Genomic DNA, 15,254 nt, shown 5'->3' on the forward strand with positions numbered 1-15,254 from the left:
GCACCCGAGTGTTAACCTGCAACAGCCATTCCGACTGTCATATGTAAGCCATAAAACAAACCGCGGCCAATAACTTCACCGGCAAGCACGAAAATTAAACCCAGCGCCAATCCGCCGACAGCCGGTTCTTTGCGACGAATTAGCGGGCATATCCAGCAACCCAGCCCCGCAGCCAGCATCACGATGCGCCAGACCTGTAAGCTTGCGTAGTCGGGAACCAGAGCGTTGGCGTGTTGTACCGAACTGTGAATTTCGCTGAGCGATACGCCCTGCAAAACGATAACGGCCACGGTCACCAGCAGGGCAAGTATGCTGATTCCAGCGAATCTGGCGGCGTTAAACGACACGCTCGCAGCGCGTAGCAGCAGGGCGGCAAACATCGGGCCACTCAGCAACATCGTCATGAAAAACGCCAGCGTAGTATAGCCATTATACCAGGTCGGAACGGTGTCTATCTGATAGACGTTAGTCATCGCCAGAACAAAAACCAGACCAAGCAACATACTGAGCAGCAACCAGATTTTACCTAACGTAGCCGGCATTTTACCGAGAAACGCCACCAGCCACCACAGACCACCAACCGCGAAAAACAGCGAACCGCTGGCGATTTCGTTACTGAGCGCCGATGCGCCGATTCTGTTCAGAGAATTAAACGCGCGTAGCGGTGAACCTAAATGCATTACTGAGGCGAGAAAGGCGATGCCCATCACCAGCCACAGGAAAAACATAGTGCACACGATACGTCGTTTTGCCACATCGTCTTTGGTGGTTAACCAGCCATACCCACTCACGATCAGCGCCCCGGCCACACATTGGCCCAGCACCGTAAACAGGACCAGCGGCCATTCATGCCATCCATTTCCCATTTTACACCTCCTTCGGATTAGCCAGAAAACCCGTGGTATCCCCGGTCGGGCGGCAATTGGCATTGGGTTTGATCACAATACTCGGTTTGGTGAAGTGTGCGCCCGGTAACGGGGCAACCGCCGCCAGCTCACCATGTTTTTTGCGCAACTCATCAATCGGACCAAAGTCCAGCGCGCGTAGCGGACATGACTCAACGCAGATAGGCTTTTTGCCGTCGGCGACGCGATCATGACAGCCATCACACTTGGTCATATGACCTTTGGCGGCATTGTATTGCGGCGCACCGTATGGGCAGGCCATGTGGCAGTAGCGACAGCCGATGCATACGTCTTCATCCACCACGACAAAACCATCTTCGCGCTTATGCATAGCCCCACTAGGACAAACCTTGGTGCAGGCTGGATCCTCGCAGTGGTTACAGGAGATGGAGAGATAGTAGGCAAAAACGTTCTGATGCCAGACGCCGTTATCCTCCTGCCAGTCACCGCCAGCGTATTCATATATCCGTCGAAAGCTCACGTCGGGAGTGAGATCTTTGTAGTCTTTGCAGGCCAGTTCGCAGGTTTTGCAGCCGGTGCAACGACTGGAATCAATAAAAAATCCATACTGAGTTGTCATGGGTTACACCTTAAGCCTTTTCAACCTGAACGAGATTACTGTGGGACGGGTTCCCCTTCGCGAGCGGAGATGGTCGATGCGACGTGAGAATGTTAATTGAACCGCCGCGATCGATCTGATCGCCGAACATATCGGCATTGAGCCATGCCCCTTGTCCGATGGCTGTGACGCCTGGCAAAATGCGTGGTGTCACTTTCGCCGCGATCAGCATCTGACCATTATTGTTAAACACCCTAACCGTGTCGCCATTACGGATGCCGCGAGTATTTGCATCGATGGGGTTTATCCAGATTTCCTGCGGGCATGCCTGTTGTAATACGTCAATATTTCCGTAGCTGGAGTGGGTTCTCGCTTTATAGTGGAATCCGGTGAGCTGCAGTGGATACGTTTTGCGTTTAGGATCGTCCCAACCGTCAAAGCCAGGCGCATAAGCAGGAAGCGGATGAACAATTTCGTCGTCTTTAAGGTCCCAGGTTTCCGCGATGGTGGCCAGGCGTTCGGAGTAAATCTCAATTTTACCTGATGGTGTTTTCAAAGGGTTTGCGACGGGATCTTCGCGGAAAGAACGGAAAGCGACATAGTGTTCTTCAGGGCATTTTTTCTTGAAAATACCTGTCGTTTTCATCTCATCGTAATCCGGCATTTCCGGGTTACGCTCTTTGGTTTTCGCATGTAGGTATTTCACCCATTCATGCTGTGTACGACCTTCGGTGAACGTTTGATACACATCGGGGCCAAGACGTTTGGCAACTTCGCTTAGCGTCCAGTAAATGGGTTTACGTTCAAATTTCGGCGAAGTAGCAGGCTGCCCAAGGATGACATAACCCATATTCCCGGCGGACTCATGCGAGATGAGATCTTCCTGCTCGGTAGGCATCAGATCAGGCAGTAGGATGTCGCAGTATTTTGCGGAGGCTGTCATAAAGTGTTCAATACCGACGATCATCTCGCACTTGCTGTCATCCTGTAAGACTTCGTGGGTATGCGCGATATTGCCATGCTGGTTGATAAGAGTATTACTGGCATAACACCAGATAAACTTGATCGGCACATCCAGCTTATCTTTACCGCGAACGCCGTCTTTGGTCGCCGTCATTTCCGCGCCATGGTCGATAGCATCTGTCCAGGTAAAGACAGAGATCTGCGTCTTAACCGGATTCTCTAACATGGAGAACCATTCCACGCCCAGATCCCAGGTTCCCTCGCGCATGCCTGAGTTACCGCCGTTAATCCCCACGTTGCCTGTTAAAACTGAGAGCATGGTAATCGCGCGGGCGGTTTGTTCACCGTTAGAGTGACGTTGCGGCCCCCAACCCTGGCAGATATACGCGGGTTTCGCCGATCCAATCTCACGTGCCAACTGGATAATCTTTTCAGCTGGAATGCTGGTAATGTGTGAGGCCCATTCAGGCGTTTTGGCAATACGGTCCGGGCCTTCGCCTAAAATATAGGCCTTATAGTGCGCATTCCGTGGGGCGCTGGCGGGAAGGGTGGTTTCGTCATAGCCGACGCAGTATTTATCCAGAAACGGTTTATCAATCAAATCTTCTGTGATCAACACCCAGGCAATTGCCGCCGCTAATGCGGCGTCAGTACCCGGGCGGATAGGAAGCCATTCATCTTCACGGCCAGCGGCAGTATCGTTATAGCGCGGATCGATAACGATCATCCGAGCGTTAGAACGTTCACGGGCTTGATCAACATACCATGTTACGCCGCCACCGCTCATGCGGGTTTCGGCAGGGTTATTGCCAAACATGACGACCAGTTTTGTATTAGCGATGTCGTCCGGGCTGTTGCCATCGTTAGCCCCAAACATGTAGCCCATCGCGGCGCTGATTTGCGCGGTACTGTAACTACCGTAACGGCTCAGATAGCCGCCGCAGGAGTTCATCAAACGGTAGGGGACGTTTGAGTTAGTGATATTCCCACCATCAACGCCTGTACCGTACAGCACATGAACCGCTTCGTTACCGTAATCATGCAGGATTCGTTTTAAATTACCGCTAATCGTATCCAGTGCCTCATCCCAACTGATCCGCTCAAATTTCCCTTCGCCGCGTTTGCCAACGCGTTTCATAGGATATTTAAGGCGGTCAGGATGGTTCATGCGGCGACGAATCGAACGACCGCGCAAGCAGGCGCGGACCTGGTGGTTACCATAGGTATCATCACCCGTCGTATCAGACTCGACCCAGTAGACGGCATCATCTTTTACGTGCAAACGCAAAAGACAGCGGCTGCCACAGTTTACGGTACAAGAACTCCACACCGCCTTATCTTCAACTGATTGTATTGAGTCCTGTACCGCTGCTGCTCGTATGCCAAAAGGTAACGATAGCCCGCCTGCGGCAAGCGCCAGCGAACCGATAGCCGAGGATTTGACTAACGTCCTGCGACTAATACCCCCATCTTGTTTAACTCCAGACATAACCCACTCCATTGTCATTATCGCTATGTATTTTGTTTTACAACGAAATCAATAGCTTGCTAACCATGAAGTGAGTCTACCTATTTGTAGGTAAATCTTATTAATGCATGTCAAAGGGAAGCGACCCTCCGCGAGCGGAGGGCACTACTTATTGCGGTTCGGCAGCATGTTATTGCGGTTCGGCAGCATGGCCGTCCTGAGCTGGCGTGCTATTGGCGGGGGCGTTGCCACTGTTGGTCCGGGTATAGAGAATTTTATGCGTATCGTTTGCACAATGTCCCACTACCAGGGAATCAGGTTGATCGGCCTGATCGTTGGGGACGATATTCAGCGTAAAGCTGGATTCCGCTACGCCATTATTTATGATGCGCTGTTCGATATCGCTCTTAACGCGTTCGCAGGACGCTGGCACCGCCAGAACTTGTGGGGAGGCAGCTACCAGTAAGATTGCGGCAATTCCTGTTATATATTTCATCATCAGCTCCTTTTGTGAACGACATGAACTAAGAGTAGCATTTCTGGTGTAAATAATTGTATTTGCTAATATGATTGAGAATTATCTTCTTATCCGGGTGAAAAATGTGAAGAAACAGACCCTGTTAGTTTTCCTGTGCGCCGTACTGGTCGGGTGTGATAACGCCAAAGGGCTGGTTTCTTTTACGCCGGAAATGGCCAGTTTTTCCAATGAATTTGATTTCGATCCGCTGCGTGGGCCAGTGAAAGATTTCAGTCAGACGCTTCTTAATGATAAAGGTGAAGTTTCCAAGCGCGTTGTCGGTACGCTCTCGCAGGAAGGGTGTTTCGATACGCTTGAACTGCACGATATCGAAAATAATACCGGAATGGCGCTGGTTCTGGATGCCAACTATTATCGCGATGCCGAAACGCTGGAAAAAAAGATCCGCTTACAAGGTAAATGCCAGCTAGCGGAACTGCCTGCTGCCGGTGTGGTGTGGGATACCGACGATAACGGCTTTGTCGTTTCTGCCACGGGAAAAGAGATGAAAGTCCAGTACCGCTATGACGCGGAAGGCTACCCGCTGGGTAAAACTACCGTCAGTAAAGACAATACCTTACAGGTTGATGCCAAACCGTCGGTTGATCCGCTGAAGAAGCTGGATTACACGGCGGTGAGTATGCTGAACAATCATCCATTAGGTAATGTCAGGCAAACCTGTAAGTACGATAACTACGCCAACCCGGTCAACTGCCAGCTGGTTATCGTCGACGAAAGCGTGAAGCCAGCAGTTGAACATCATTACTCGATTGAAAATACCATCGATTACTACTAATCGCCTTTACTGAGCGGTAGGTTGTAGCAGGTTAGGACCAGACGTTTTGTGTTCTGCCAGATACTGCTGCTGGAAAATACACATACGGATGGTGTTGCGGTACTGACCGTTGATAAAGAATTCATGAATCAGTTCACCTTCCACCATAAAGCCGAGTTTACGGTAGATGTGGATGGCTTTTTCGTTCTCTTTATCAACGATTAGATACAGCTTATATAAGTTGAGAACGGTAAAGCCATAATCCATCGCCAGCTTTGCCGCCCGCGAAGCCAGACCTTTACCCTGATATTCGGGCGAAATAATAATCTGGAATTCAGCCCGGCGGTGGACGTGGTTAATCTCTACCAGCTCCACCAGCCCGGCTTTTTCACCTTCGCATTCCACCACAAAGCGACGTTCGCTTTGGTCGTGAATATGCTTATCGTACAGATCTGACAGCTCAACAAACGCTTCGTAAGGTTCTTCGAACCAGTAACGCATAACGCTGGCGTTGTTATCAAGCTGGTGGACAAAACGTAAATCTTCACGCTCCAGCGGGCGCAGCTTAACACTGAGGGCGCTAGTCATATTGTATCCTTGCAATATCCTTTAGGGGCACAGTCATTATGGTGTAACGGTACGGCCAGTACGACGGTCGAGGCAGCGCAGGGTGTTAGGTTCCCAGTAGGCGTTAATATTGGCGCTCTGTTCGCACTTATCACGGCTATCAAAGGCCGCGTCGGCTTTGTCCCACTCTTTCTCAGTACGCTTGTTCACTTTCTGACGTAACTGGCGGGTATCGTTCCATTGTTCCTTTTCCATGGCGGCCTGTTGACGGCTTTGCGCACTGTCCCCGGATTCAATGACCAGTTTACTGGTTTCAGCAAATGCTGAAGAGGTGTACACAGCCGCCGCAAGCGTCAGCATAGCCGTCAGACACAGACGTTTGGTCAGTGTAATATTCATGGCGAATTCCTTTTATGAGAAAGGGAAAAACGATAAAACAGGGCTAAATTCTACACTATTCCTGCTGCAGGGCATACCCACTGAGCGGATATGGATACGTTGGCGATATTCTGTCGTATCATGGTTAAACCGAAGGTAACTGAATAACGTCAATGCTTAAGACCACCTTTCTTTTTTTCGTCACCGCCTTATGCGAAATCATCGGCTGCTTTTTACCCTGGCTCTGGCTTAAACGAGGCGCTACGGCGTGGCTGTTGGTACCCGCCGGTGTATCGTTGGCCTTATTCGTCTGGCTGCTGACGCTGCATCCGGCCGCGAGTGGGCGAGTTTACGCGGCCTATGGCGGCGTTTATGTTGTCACTGCGCTGCTATGGCTGCGCTTTGTCGATGGCGTAAAACTCAGCCTGTATGACTGGTCTGGTGCACTGGTGGCCTTGTGCGGGATGCTGATTATCGTGGCTGGATGGGGGCGCGCATAGCGCCTTTTTTGTGATCAACGAGCGCTTTTTCGATCTTTATACTTGTATGGTAGTAGCTCAGTTGAGTAAATTTCCTGCATCTCAAGAACAGATGTAAGGAAGAAAAAATGAAGATTGTCGGGGCTGAAGTTTTTGTCACCTGCCCGGGGCGTAATTTTGTAACGTTAAAAATAACGACAGATGACGGGATCACCGGGCTGGGCGATGCCACCTTAAATGGCCGCGAGTTATCCGTGGCGTCCTATCTGAAAGATCATGTCTGTCCGCAACTTATTGGTCGCGACGCGCATCGAATCGAAGACATCTGGCAGTTTTTCTACAAAGGCGCGTACTGGCGTCGCGGTCCGGTCACCATGTCGGCGATTTCCGCAGTAGATATGGCATTGTGGGACATCAAAGCGAAAGCGGCGAACATGCCGTTGTATCAGTTGCTCGGCGGCGCGTCTCGCGAAGGCGTCATGGTTTACTGCCACACCACAGGCCATACCGTAGATGATGTGCTGGAAGATTACGCGCGACATAAAGAGATGGGCTTTAAAGCGATTCGCGTACAGTGCGGCGTACCGGGCATGAAAACCACTTACGGTATGTCAAAAGGCAAAGGTTTGGCCTACGAACCCGCGACCAAAGGGCAGTGGCCGGAAGAGCAGTTGTGGTCTACAGAGAAATACCTCGATTTCACGCCAAAACTGTTTGCCGCTGTTCGCGATAAATTTGGTTTTAACGAACATCTGCTACATGACATGCACCATCGCCTGACGCCGATTGAAGCTGCCCGGTTTGGCAAAAGCATTGAGCAATATCGTCTGTTCTGGATGGAAGACCCAACCCCAGCCGAAAACCAGGAGTGTTTCCGCCTGATCCGCCAGCATACGGTCACGCCGATTGCCGTAGGGGAAGTCTTCAATAGCATCTGGGATTGCAAACAGCTGATCGAAGAACAGCTGATCGACTATATCCGCACCACCATTACCCATGCGGGCGGCATTACCGGTATGCGCCGTATTGCCGATTTCGCCTCGCTGTATCAGGTACGCACGGGGTCGCATGGACCTTCCGATCTGTCACCCGTATGCATGGCCGCAGCACTGCATTTTGATCTGTGGGTGCCGAACTTCGGCGTTCAGGAATATATGGGGTATTCCGAGCAAATGCTGGAAGTGTTCCCGCATAACTGGACTTTTGATAACGGCTACATGCACCCGGGCGATAAGCCAGGCCTTGGTATTGAGTTTGATGAAAAACTGGCTGCGAAATATCCGTATGACCCGGCATATCTGCCTGTCGCTCGCCTGGAAGATGGCACGCTGTGGAACTGGTAAATATAAATTTTACGTACGAAAGATGTTGATTAACCCAATACCCTACAGAAGGTTAAACTTATGGTTAGTTCAGTCGATATTAAAAACAACGTAGATAATAAGCCCATTATTCGCCGAGTGGCTTCAGCATCCGCAATTGGTACTGCTGCTGAGTATTATGATTTTTTTGCATACGGGACAGCAGCTGTACTCTTTTTTGGTCATCTATTTTTCCCTAGTGATGATCCGTTAATAAGTACTCTCGCTGCTTTTGCAACCTATGCTGTTGGTTTCCTGGCAAGACCATTAGGAGGAATTGTATTTGGTCATATTGGTGATAAGGTGGGACGTAAAAAAGCACTGGTTATTACCATATTAATCGTTGGTTTAGGGACTTTCTGTATCGGGTTATTACCTACATATGAAAAAATAGGGGTATGGGCTCCAGCTTTACTTATTTTTATTCGTGTGTTGCAGGGCTTTGGAGTTGGAGGAGAACAAGCCGGTGCAGTACTGATGACTGCTGAATATTCTGAACCCAAACATCGTGGATTTTTTTCCAGTTGGGTTCAAATCGGTGCCCCGGTTGGTTTCCTTCTGCCGTTAGCACTGTTTGCATTGTTAAATGCCACACTTTCTCCAGAGGCCATGATGGATTATGGGTGGCGTATTCCATTCCTATTGAGTCTGTTACTGGTTATTGTTGGGCTGTTTATCCGCTTAAAAATTGATGAGTCACCGGTCTTTGCTCAGATAAGGGAGACAAAAGCAGAAGAATCACGTCCATTAGTTGAAGTTATCCGTGATTTTCCTGGTATTGTTGTCAAGGGGGTGTGTGCAAAACTGATTGAAGCTTGCACATTTGCAATGTTCACTGTGATTGTTTTGGCTTACGGTAAGGCGAACAATCTTGATGCAAATATTTTGATGGAGACAATGATCGTTGCGGTGATAATAGAAATCATTGCAATACCATTGATGGGATCGCTATGCGATAAGATTGGACGTAAACCAGTCTATATTATCGGCGCATTGCTGCAGGTCGTTATGATTATTCCTTTCTTCCTTGCGATTAATCAGGATAGTTTTTGGCTTACACAAATAGTAATGATCCTGGTGCTGAGTATTGGGCATAGTATGTGTTATGCACCTCAGGCTTCTTATTTCCCGGAGCTTTTCCCAACTCATATTCGCTGTAGCGGGATAGCATTAATTTGGCAACTTGGGTCGCTAATAGGTAGTGGGATTCTTGGTTTAGTAGCAGTAAAAATTCTGCAAGTAACAGGTGGGCATTACTATGGACTTGCCACTTATGTGATTGTACTTGGAGTTATCTCAATAATTGGTTTGTTGATGATGCCGGAAACGGCTCCGCAAAGACTTAACCGTGAATACCAGCAGTGGCAGAAACATTAATATCTTTTGGCGGCAGTATGCCGCCACATTCACCGCACTTGGTATATAACTCAATAAATGATGTCATACCAATTATGAAAAGCTTAATGCAAATCAAAACATATAACCCTACAGGCGTTACTCTGAGACAGTCCTGATTTCATAGATAAGTAGGCAATACCATGCAAAACAAGCTCTTAGCGGCAAAGGCTGCGCTTCCTGACTACGATCGTACCACACTGGTCCCACGTATTGTTCATCTGGGATTTGGCGCGTTTCATCGCGCACATCAGGGTGTTTATGCTGACATCCTGGCTGCAGAACACGGCAGTGACTGGGGTTATTGCGAAGTAAATCTGATTGGCGGTGAGCAGCAGATTGCCGATCTGAAACAGCAAGATTATCTGTATACCGTTGCGGAAATGTCTGCGGATGCGTGGACTGCCAGAGTCGTTGGTGTGGTGAAAAACGCGCTGCATGCGCAGGTAGATGGCCTGGAAAGCGTACTGGCTGCGATGTGCGAACCGCAGGTGGCGATCGTTTCTCTCACCATCACCGAAAAAGGATATTGCCACTCTCCGGCGACGGGGCAACTGATGTTAGACAACCCCATGATTGCCGCCGATTTGCAAAATCCAAAACAACCAAAAACTGCGCCAGGCGTGGTAGTTGAAGCTCTGGCGCGCCGCAAAGCTGCGGGGTTAGCCGCATTTACCGTGATGTCCTGCGACAACATGCCTGAAAACGGCCACGTGATGCGCAATGTCGTCACTGCGTATGCCCGGGCGGTAGATGCTGAACTGGCCACGTGGATCGAACAGCATGTGACGTTCCCGTCTACAATGGTTGACCGCATTGTTCCTGCGGTTACCCCGGAGACGCTGGACAAAATTGAACACATCACCGGGGTACGCGACCCGGCAGGCGTAGCCTGTGAACCGTTCCGTCAGTGGGTAATTGAAGATAACTTTGTCGCCGGTCGTCCGGCATGGGAAAAGGCCGGGGCGGAGCTGGTATCGGATGTGATTCCGTTTGAAGAGATGAAACTGCGTATGCTCAACGGCAGTCACTCTTTCCTTGCCTATCTTGGTTATCTGGCGGGTTATCAGCATATCAACGACTGCATGGAGGATGAAAATTATCGTCTTGCCGCACGAGCGTTGATGTTGCAGGAACAGGCGCCGACGCTGAAAGTGAAAGGTGTGGATCTGCAGCACTATGCCGATCTGCTCATTGAGCGCTACAGCAACCCGGCACTGCGTCACCGTACCTGGCAGATTGCGATGGATGGTAGCCAAAAACTACCGCAGCGTATGCTCGATTCAATTCGTTGGCACATTGCGCATGGCAGCCATTTTGCGCTGCTGGCACTGGGCGTAGCCGCCTGGATGCGCTATGTCGGCGGTGTGGATGAACACGGTCAGGCGATTGAAATCAGCGATCCGCTGTTGCCGGTGATCCAGACTGCGGTTCGCAGTAGTCACGAGGGGGAAGCACGCGTTCAGGCGTTACTGGCGATTGATGCCATTTTTGGTCGCGAATTACCGCAGGTAGAACTATTCAAAAACCAGGTCACAGAAGCCTATCTTGCTTTACTGGCTGAAGGGGCGAAGGCAACGGTTGCGAAGTATGCAGCAAAACTGAAGTAACGAAGGGCATCATTTATGACACCATCTGGCTTTCAGCGAGCCAGATGGTGCAGAGTTTTCTGGCATTCACACCAATTAGTTCATGCCCAAACGAATCAACTCGATAGGGGTATATTTACCTTCACACCCTTCGATTGCCACTGTTTTGCCACGGCGAATTTGCTCAGCGGTCAGGCCATCGGTGTCTATCGCTGTAATGCGGCCTGTGAGTCCGGTGCCACTAATCATGACGCGGCTGCCAGTGGTGATTGCGTTGCGGTTACGATCGTATGTTTTCATGGTGTTTTCTCCTTTCCAACTCACCGTCAAAGCCCGTGGGCCTCTGGTCCCACGTAACGGGCGCAATATAAATACGCTTCTCGCTAAGGATTTTTTTTGTTTTCGATCAAAATCACAGCTTTTTTTAGAGAGATGTGCAGGAGAGGGTAAACGCAGGACAACTCACCCCGCAGAGAGGTGAGCGTAATATTAATCTTCGCTGAACCAGTCGCTATTTTCCTGGCGAATAAGCTGCACAGACTCACCGATCTCCTGAAGGTGCAGCATCATTGCGCGCTCGACGCCGTCACCATCATGTTTTTCAAGTGCGGCAAAGATATCGTGATGCTGGCGAAGCAGCATTTCAGGAGGGGAAATATGATCCAGGCTCATATAGCGAACGCGGTCAATGGTGGCTTTAATATTCTCGACGGTGTCCCAGGCGAGCTGGCACTCGGCGATTAAAGCCAGTTTCTGATGAAACTCATCGTCAAGCTGGAAGAAATCATCAATTTGTTTTCGGTCAATCGCGATGCGCTGCTGATGCAGATTCTGTTCGAGCTGATAGCACTGTTTATCGGTGATCAGGGCGGCGGCGCGGCGGACCACGGCACATTCAATTGCCTGGCGAACAAAACAACCGTTTTGCACCTGCGATAACGAAATTTTGTTCACGTAGCTGCCACGCTGCGGACGGATCTGAATCAGACCATTCTCTGCCAGTTTGATGAATGCCTCTCGTACCGGCTGGCGTGAAACATTGAAGCGTACGGAAACCTCTTTCTCCGACAGCGGCGTACCAGGCGCAATCAGACAATGCACGATATCGCGACGAAGAATACGGTAAATCTGCTGATTTACAGGCTGTGTAGGGTTGAGCTGCGTTTCTACGGTCATTCATTCTTACTTTTTAGAGAGTTAACCCGGATATTTTATCACTTATTTCAGGCTATCTATACCCGGCGCAAGGCCGGGCAGGGAAATTAGCTCCGATGGACACTCAGCCCGGCAAAAGACTGCGTGACCGGCATCATTTCAAGGGTGTTAATGTTGACATGAGCAGGTAACGAAGCCACCCACCATACCGCTTCTGTAACATCTTGCGGGGTCAACGCAGTGGTATTTTCGTAAGCTTTTTCAGCCTTGGCATCATCGCCTTTGAAACGCACGTTAGAGAATTCCGTACCGCCAACCAGACCTGGTTCAATGTCGGTAACACGAATCGCTGTCCCGTGTAAGTCAGTACGCAAGTTGAGACTAAACTGACGGACAAACGCTTTGGTCGCGCCATAAACGTTACCGCCGGCGTATGGCCAGCTACCGGCGGTAGAGCCGATATTGATAATATGTCCACGATTGCGCTCAACCATACCAGGCAGCACGGCACGGGTCATATAAACCAGGCCTTTGTTGTTGGTATCGATCATGTTTTCCCAGTCTTCAATGCTGGCCTTGTGGGCAGGCTCGAGGCCCAGCGCCAGACCCGCGTTGTTGACCAGAACATCAATATCGCGCCATTCAGCAGGTAAGGACGCCAGCATCTCTTCAATCGATGCGCGATTACGTACGTCCAGTTGCGCGATATAGAGTCGGTCACCCAGCTCATCTTTGAGTTCCTGCAGGCGCTCCTGGCGGCGTCCGGTGGCAATAACTTTATGTCCATTCTCAATAAAACGACGCGTAATGCACTCACCAAAACCTGCGGTTGCTCCGGTTACTAAAACGATCATCTCACTGTTCCTCAACGCTTTTTATGTAGTACTACCATAGCACGTCATTTCTGTTCAGAGCTATTCCTGGTTAACAGGATTGCGGTCGATTCCCGGGAAGTCTACTCTGGTAAACAAATCGTTTTCAGGAGTGAAAGATGTCGTTAACGAATCCTTTTTTACACCACAGCACATTGCCGTATCAGGCGCCGCAGTTTGATCAGATTGACGTGCAGCATTATCGTCCGGCGTTTGATGAGGGCGTGCGGCAAAAACGCGCAGAGATCGAGGCGATTGTACACAATCCTCAGGATCCTGATTTCGCCAATACTCTCCAGGCGCTTGAACAAAGTGGCGCATTGCTCACGCGCGTAACCAGCGTTTTCTTCGCGATGACGTCGGCGCACACCAACGATGAACTACAGCGCCTTGACGAAGCGTTCTCAGCAGAACTGGCGGGGCTTGCCAATGATATCTACCTTGATGGTGCGCTTTTCGCCCGCGTCGAGGCTGTCTGGCAACGACGTCATACATTAGGTTTGGATAGCGAATCATTGCGCCTGGTGGAGGTCATTTACCAGCGTTTTGTACTGGCAGGCACCCGTCTGAATGAGGCCGACAAAGCACGCCTCAAAGCGCTCAATACCGAGTCAGCCACGCTGACCAGTCAGTTTAATCAGCGTCTGCTGGCGGCGAACAAGTCCGGTGCTTTGGTGGTGGATGATGTCCGGCGGCTTGACGGGCTTAGCGCAGAAGAACTTGCCGTTGCCGCTGAGGCTGCAAAAGAAAAGGGGCTCGAATCACGTTGGGTTATTCCGTTATTGAATACCACTCAACAACCGGCGCTTGCCGTGTTACGCGATCGCCAGATCCGTGAAGAACTGTTTACCCAGGCGTGGACGCGGGCTGAACATGATGACGATAACGATACCCGGGCTATTATTCAGCGTCTGGTCGACATCCGCATGCAACAGGCGAAATTACTTGGTTTTGCCAATTATGCGGCCTGGAAAATCGCCGACCAGATGGCTAAAACGCCTGAAGCGGCACTTTCGTTTATGCGGGCGATCGTTCCGGCCGCGCGCCAGCGTGCGTTGGATGAGCAGGCAGAAATCCAGAAAGTCATCGATCAAGAGCAGGGAGGGTTTAGTGTCAGGGCCTGGGACTGGGCATTTTATGCTGAGCAGGTCCGCCGTGAGAAATACGCCCTTGATGAGGCACAGCTTAGACCTTACTTTGCTCTGGATACGGTGTTGAACGAGGGCGTTTTCTGGACGGCCAATCAGCTCTTTGGTATCAAATTCGTTGAGCGATTCGACATTCCGGTTTATCACCCAGACGTGCGGGTATGGGAAATTTTCGACCACGACGGCGTAGGACTGGCGTTGTTTTACGGTGATTTCTTCGCCCGTGAATCAAAAAGCGGCGGGGCATGGATGGGCAATTTTGTTGAGCAATCGGAGCTGAACGAAACCCGACCGGTTATTTACAACGTCTGTAATTATCAAAAACCCGCAACGGGCAAGCCCGCGTTACTGCTGTGGGATGATGTCATTACGTTGTTCCATGAATTTGGCCACACGTTACACGGTCTGTTTGCCACTCAGCGTTATGCCACGCTTTCAGGGACTAACACACCGCGTGATTTTGTCGAGTTTCCTTCGCAGATTAACGAACACTGGGCGAGCCATCCGCAGGTTTTTGCCCGATTTGCCCGTCATGTCGAAACCGGAAAGCCAATGCCGCAGGCGTTGCGGGATAAAATGCAGCGGGCCAGCCTGTTCAATAAAGGCTACGATATGACCGAACTGCTCAGTGCCGCATTGTTGGACATGCGTTGGCACAGTCTGGAAATGAGCGCGTCATCTTATTCGGTTGATCAATTCGAGCAGCAGGCGCTGGCGGCAGAAGATCTGGATCTTCAGGCCGTGCCGCCTCGTTATCGCAGCAGTTATTTTGCCCATATTTTTGGCGGTGGCTATGCCGCGGGTTATTACGCCTATTTATGGACGCAAATGCTGGCCGATGACGGTTATCAGTGGTTTGTAGAGCAGGGCGGATTAACCCGCGAAAACGGGCAGAAATTCCGCGAAGCGATTTTGTCCCGCGGGAACAGTACTGATTTAGCTGAGCTTTATCGCCAGTGGAGCGGGCGCGATCCCCGCATGGAGCCGATGCTGGCACATCGTGGTTTGAGCGCGTAAGCATTTTTAGATCTTGCGCAGAGCCGGGCGTGATGCCCGGTCTTATCTTATGTTCATTACTGAAACTGATAAGGTTTATTCTCAAAATAAAAAATTTACATAAGTT

Annotated in this window: 15 protein-coding genes; 6 read left to right on the forward strand and 9 right to left on the reverse strand. The window is 50.4% G+C overall.

Annotated elements, in window-relative coordinates; genetic code table 11:
- Positions 1-11: 11 nt before the first annotated feature.
- The 4 genes from FDW92_RS12955 to FDW92_RS12970 form a co-directional block, all read right to left on the reverse strand.
- A complete protein-coding gene (locus FDW92_RS12955) occupies positions 12-866 on the reverse strand; it encodes a dimethyl sulfoxide reductase anchor subunit family protein (protein ID WP_042308491.1) in 855 nt (284 codons plus the stop codon).
- 1 nt (position 867) lies between these two features.
- A complete protein-coding gene (gene dmsB / locus FDW92_RS12960) occupies positions 868-1,485 on the reverse strand; it encodes a dimethylsulfoxide reductase iron-sulfur subunit DmsB (protein ID WP_042308489.1) in 618 nt (205 codons plus the stop codon).
- 10 nt (positions 1,486-1,495) lie between these two features.
- Positions 1,496-3,916 (reverse strand): selenate/tellurate reductase subunit YnfF, encoded by a 2,421-nt coding sequence (gene ynfF, locus FDW92_RS12965; RefSeq protein WP_249357178.1) that lies wholly within the window; start codon positions 3,914-3,916, stop codon positions 1,496-1,498.
- Positions 3,917-4,085: 169 nt separating this feature from the next.
- On the reverse strand, positions 4,086-4,394 hold the full coding sequence (locus FDW92_RS12970) for a DUF1161 domain-containing protein (RefSeq protein WP_094301129.1): 309 nt from the start codon (positions 4,392-4,394) through the stop codon (positions 4,086-4,088).
- 103 nt (positions 4,395-4,497) lie between these two features.
- On the opposite strand from FDW92_RS12970, the gene FDW92_RS12975 reads away from it, so the two are divergent.
- Complete coding sequence (locus FDW92_RS12975; protein ID WP_038643159.1) at positions 4,498-5,208, forward strand: YnfC family lipoprotein; 711 nt, start codon at positions 4,498-4,500, stop codon at positions 5,206-5,208.
- Between the two features lie 6 nt (positions 5,209-5,214).
- Here FDW92_RS12975 and speG read toward each other — a convergent pair whose 3' ends face one another.
- Both speG and FDW92_RS12985 read right to left on the reverse strand, forming a co-directional pair.
- Positions 5,215-5,775 carry a spermidine N1-acetyltransferase gene (speG, locus tag FDW92_RS12980; protein ID WP_038640513.1) on the reverse strand — a complete coding sequence of 187 codons (561 nt, stop codon included), beginning with the start codon at positions 5,773-5,775 and terminating at the stop codon, positions 5,215-5,217.
- 36 nt (positions 5,776-5,811) lie between these two features.
- Positions 5,812-6,153, reverse strand: a complete 342-nt coding sequence (locus FDW92_RS12985) for a DUF1283 family protein (protein WP_042308482.1) — start codon at positions 6,151-6,153, stop codon at positions 5,812-5,814.
- Between the two features lie 152 nt (positions 6,154-6,305).
- Here FDW92_RS12985 and FDW92_RS12990 point away from each other — a divergent pair, with 152 nt between their 5' ends.
- The 4 genes from FDW92_RS12990 (at position 6,306) to FDW92_RS13005 (ending at position 10,977) form a co-directional block, all read left to right on the forward strand.
- The gene (locus FDW92_RS12990; protein WP_038640517.1) at positions 6,306-6,632 is read left to right on the forward strand and encodes a YnfA family protein; all 327 of its coding nucleotides are present in this window, start codon (positions 6,306-6,308) and stop codon (positions 6,630-6,632) included.
- Between the two features lie 107 nt (positions 6,633-6,739).
- On the forward strand, positions 6,740-7,954 hold the full coding sequence (rspA, locus tag FDW92_RS12995) for a starvation-sensing protein RspA (RefSeq protein WP_042308480.1): 1,215 nt from the start codon (positions 6,740-6,742) through the stop codon (positions 7,952-7,954).
- Between the two features lie 60 nt (positions 7,955-8,014).
- Positions 8,015-9,349 carry an MFS transporter gene (locus FDW92_RS13000; protein WP_042308478.1) on the forward strand — a complete coding sequence of 445 codons (1,335 nt, stop codon included), beginning with the start codon at positions 8,015-8,017 and terminating at the stop codon, positions 9,347-9,349.
- 161 nt (positions 9,350-9,510) lie between these two features.
- Positions 9,511-10,977 (forward strand): mannitol dehydrogenase family protein, encoded by a 1,467-nt coding sequence (locus tag FDW92_RS13005; RefSeq protein WP_042308476.1) that lies wholly within the window; start codon positions 9,511-9,513, stop codon positions 10,975-10,977.
- A 75-nt stretch (positions 10,978-11,052) separates the two neighbouring features.
- Here FDW92_RS13005 and ydfZ read toward each other — a convergent pair whose 3' ends face one another.
- The 3 genes from ydfZ to ydfG all read right to left on the reverse strand — a co-directional run bounded on the left by ydfZ (position 11,053) and on the right by ydfG (position 12,965).
- Positions 11,053-11,256, reverse strand: coding sequence for a putative selenium delivery protein YdfZ (ydfZ, locus tag FDW92_RS13010; RefSeq protein WP_042308473.1), 204 nt, complete (start codon positions 11,254-11,256; stop codon positions 11,053-11,055).
- Positions 11,257-11,445: 189 nt separating this feature from the next.
- Positions 11,446-12,132 carry a GntR family transcriptional regulator gene (locus FDW92_RS13015; RefSeq protein ID WP_042308471.1) on the reverse strand — a complete coding sequence of 229 codons (687 nt, stop codon included), beginning with the start codon at positions 12,130-12,132 and terminating at the stop codon, positions 11,446-11,448.
- 86 nt (positions 12,133-12,218) lie between these two features.
- Positions 12,219-12,965 (reverse strand): bifunctional NADP-dependent 3-hydroxy acid dehydrogenase/3-hydroxypropionate dehydrogenase YdfG, encoded by a 747-nt coding sequence (gene ydfG, locus FDW92_RS13020; RefSeq protein ID WP_042308469.1) that lies wholly within the window; start codon positions 12,963-12,965, stop codon positions 12,219-12,221.
- A 137-nt stretch (positions 12,966-13,102) separates the two neighbouring features.
- Here ydfG and dcp point away from each other — a divergent pair, with 137 nt between their 5' ends.
- Positions 13,103-15,148, forward strand: coding sequence for a peptidyl-dipeptidase Dcp (gene dcp / locus FDW92_RS13025; protein WP_137400634.1), 2,046 nt, complete (start codon positions 13,103-13,105; stop codon positions 15,146-15,148).
- Positions 15,149-15,254: the final 106 nt, after the last annotated feature.

It is taken from the genome of Citrobacter sp. wls706 (assembly GCF_005281305.1).
GTDB lineage: Bacteria > Pseudomonadota > Gammaproteobacteria > Enterobacterales > Enterobacteriaceae > Citrobacter > Citrobacter werkmanii.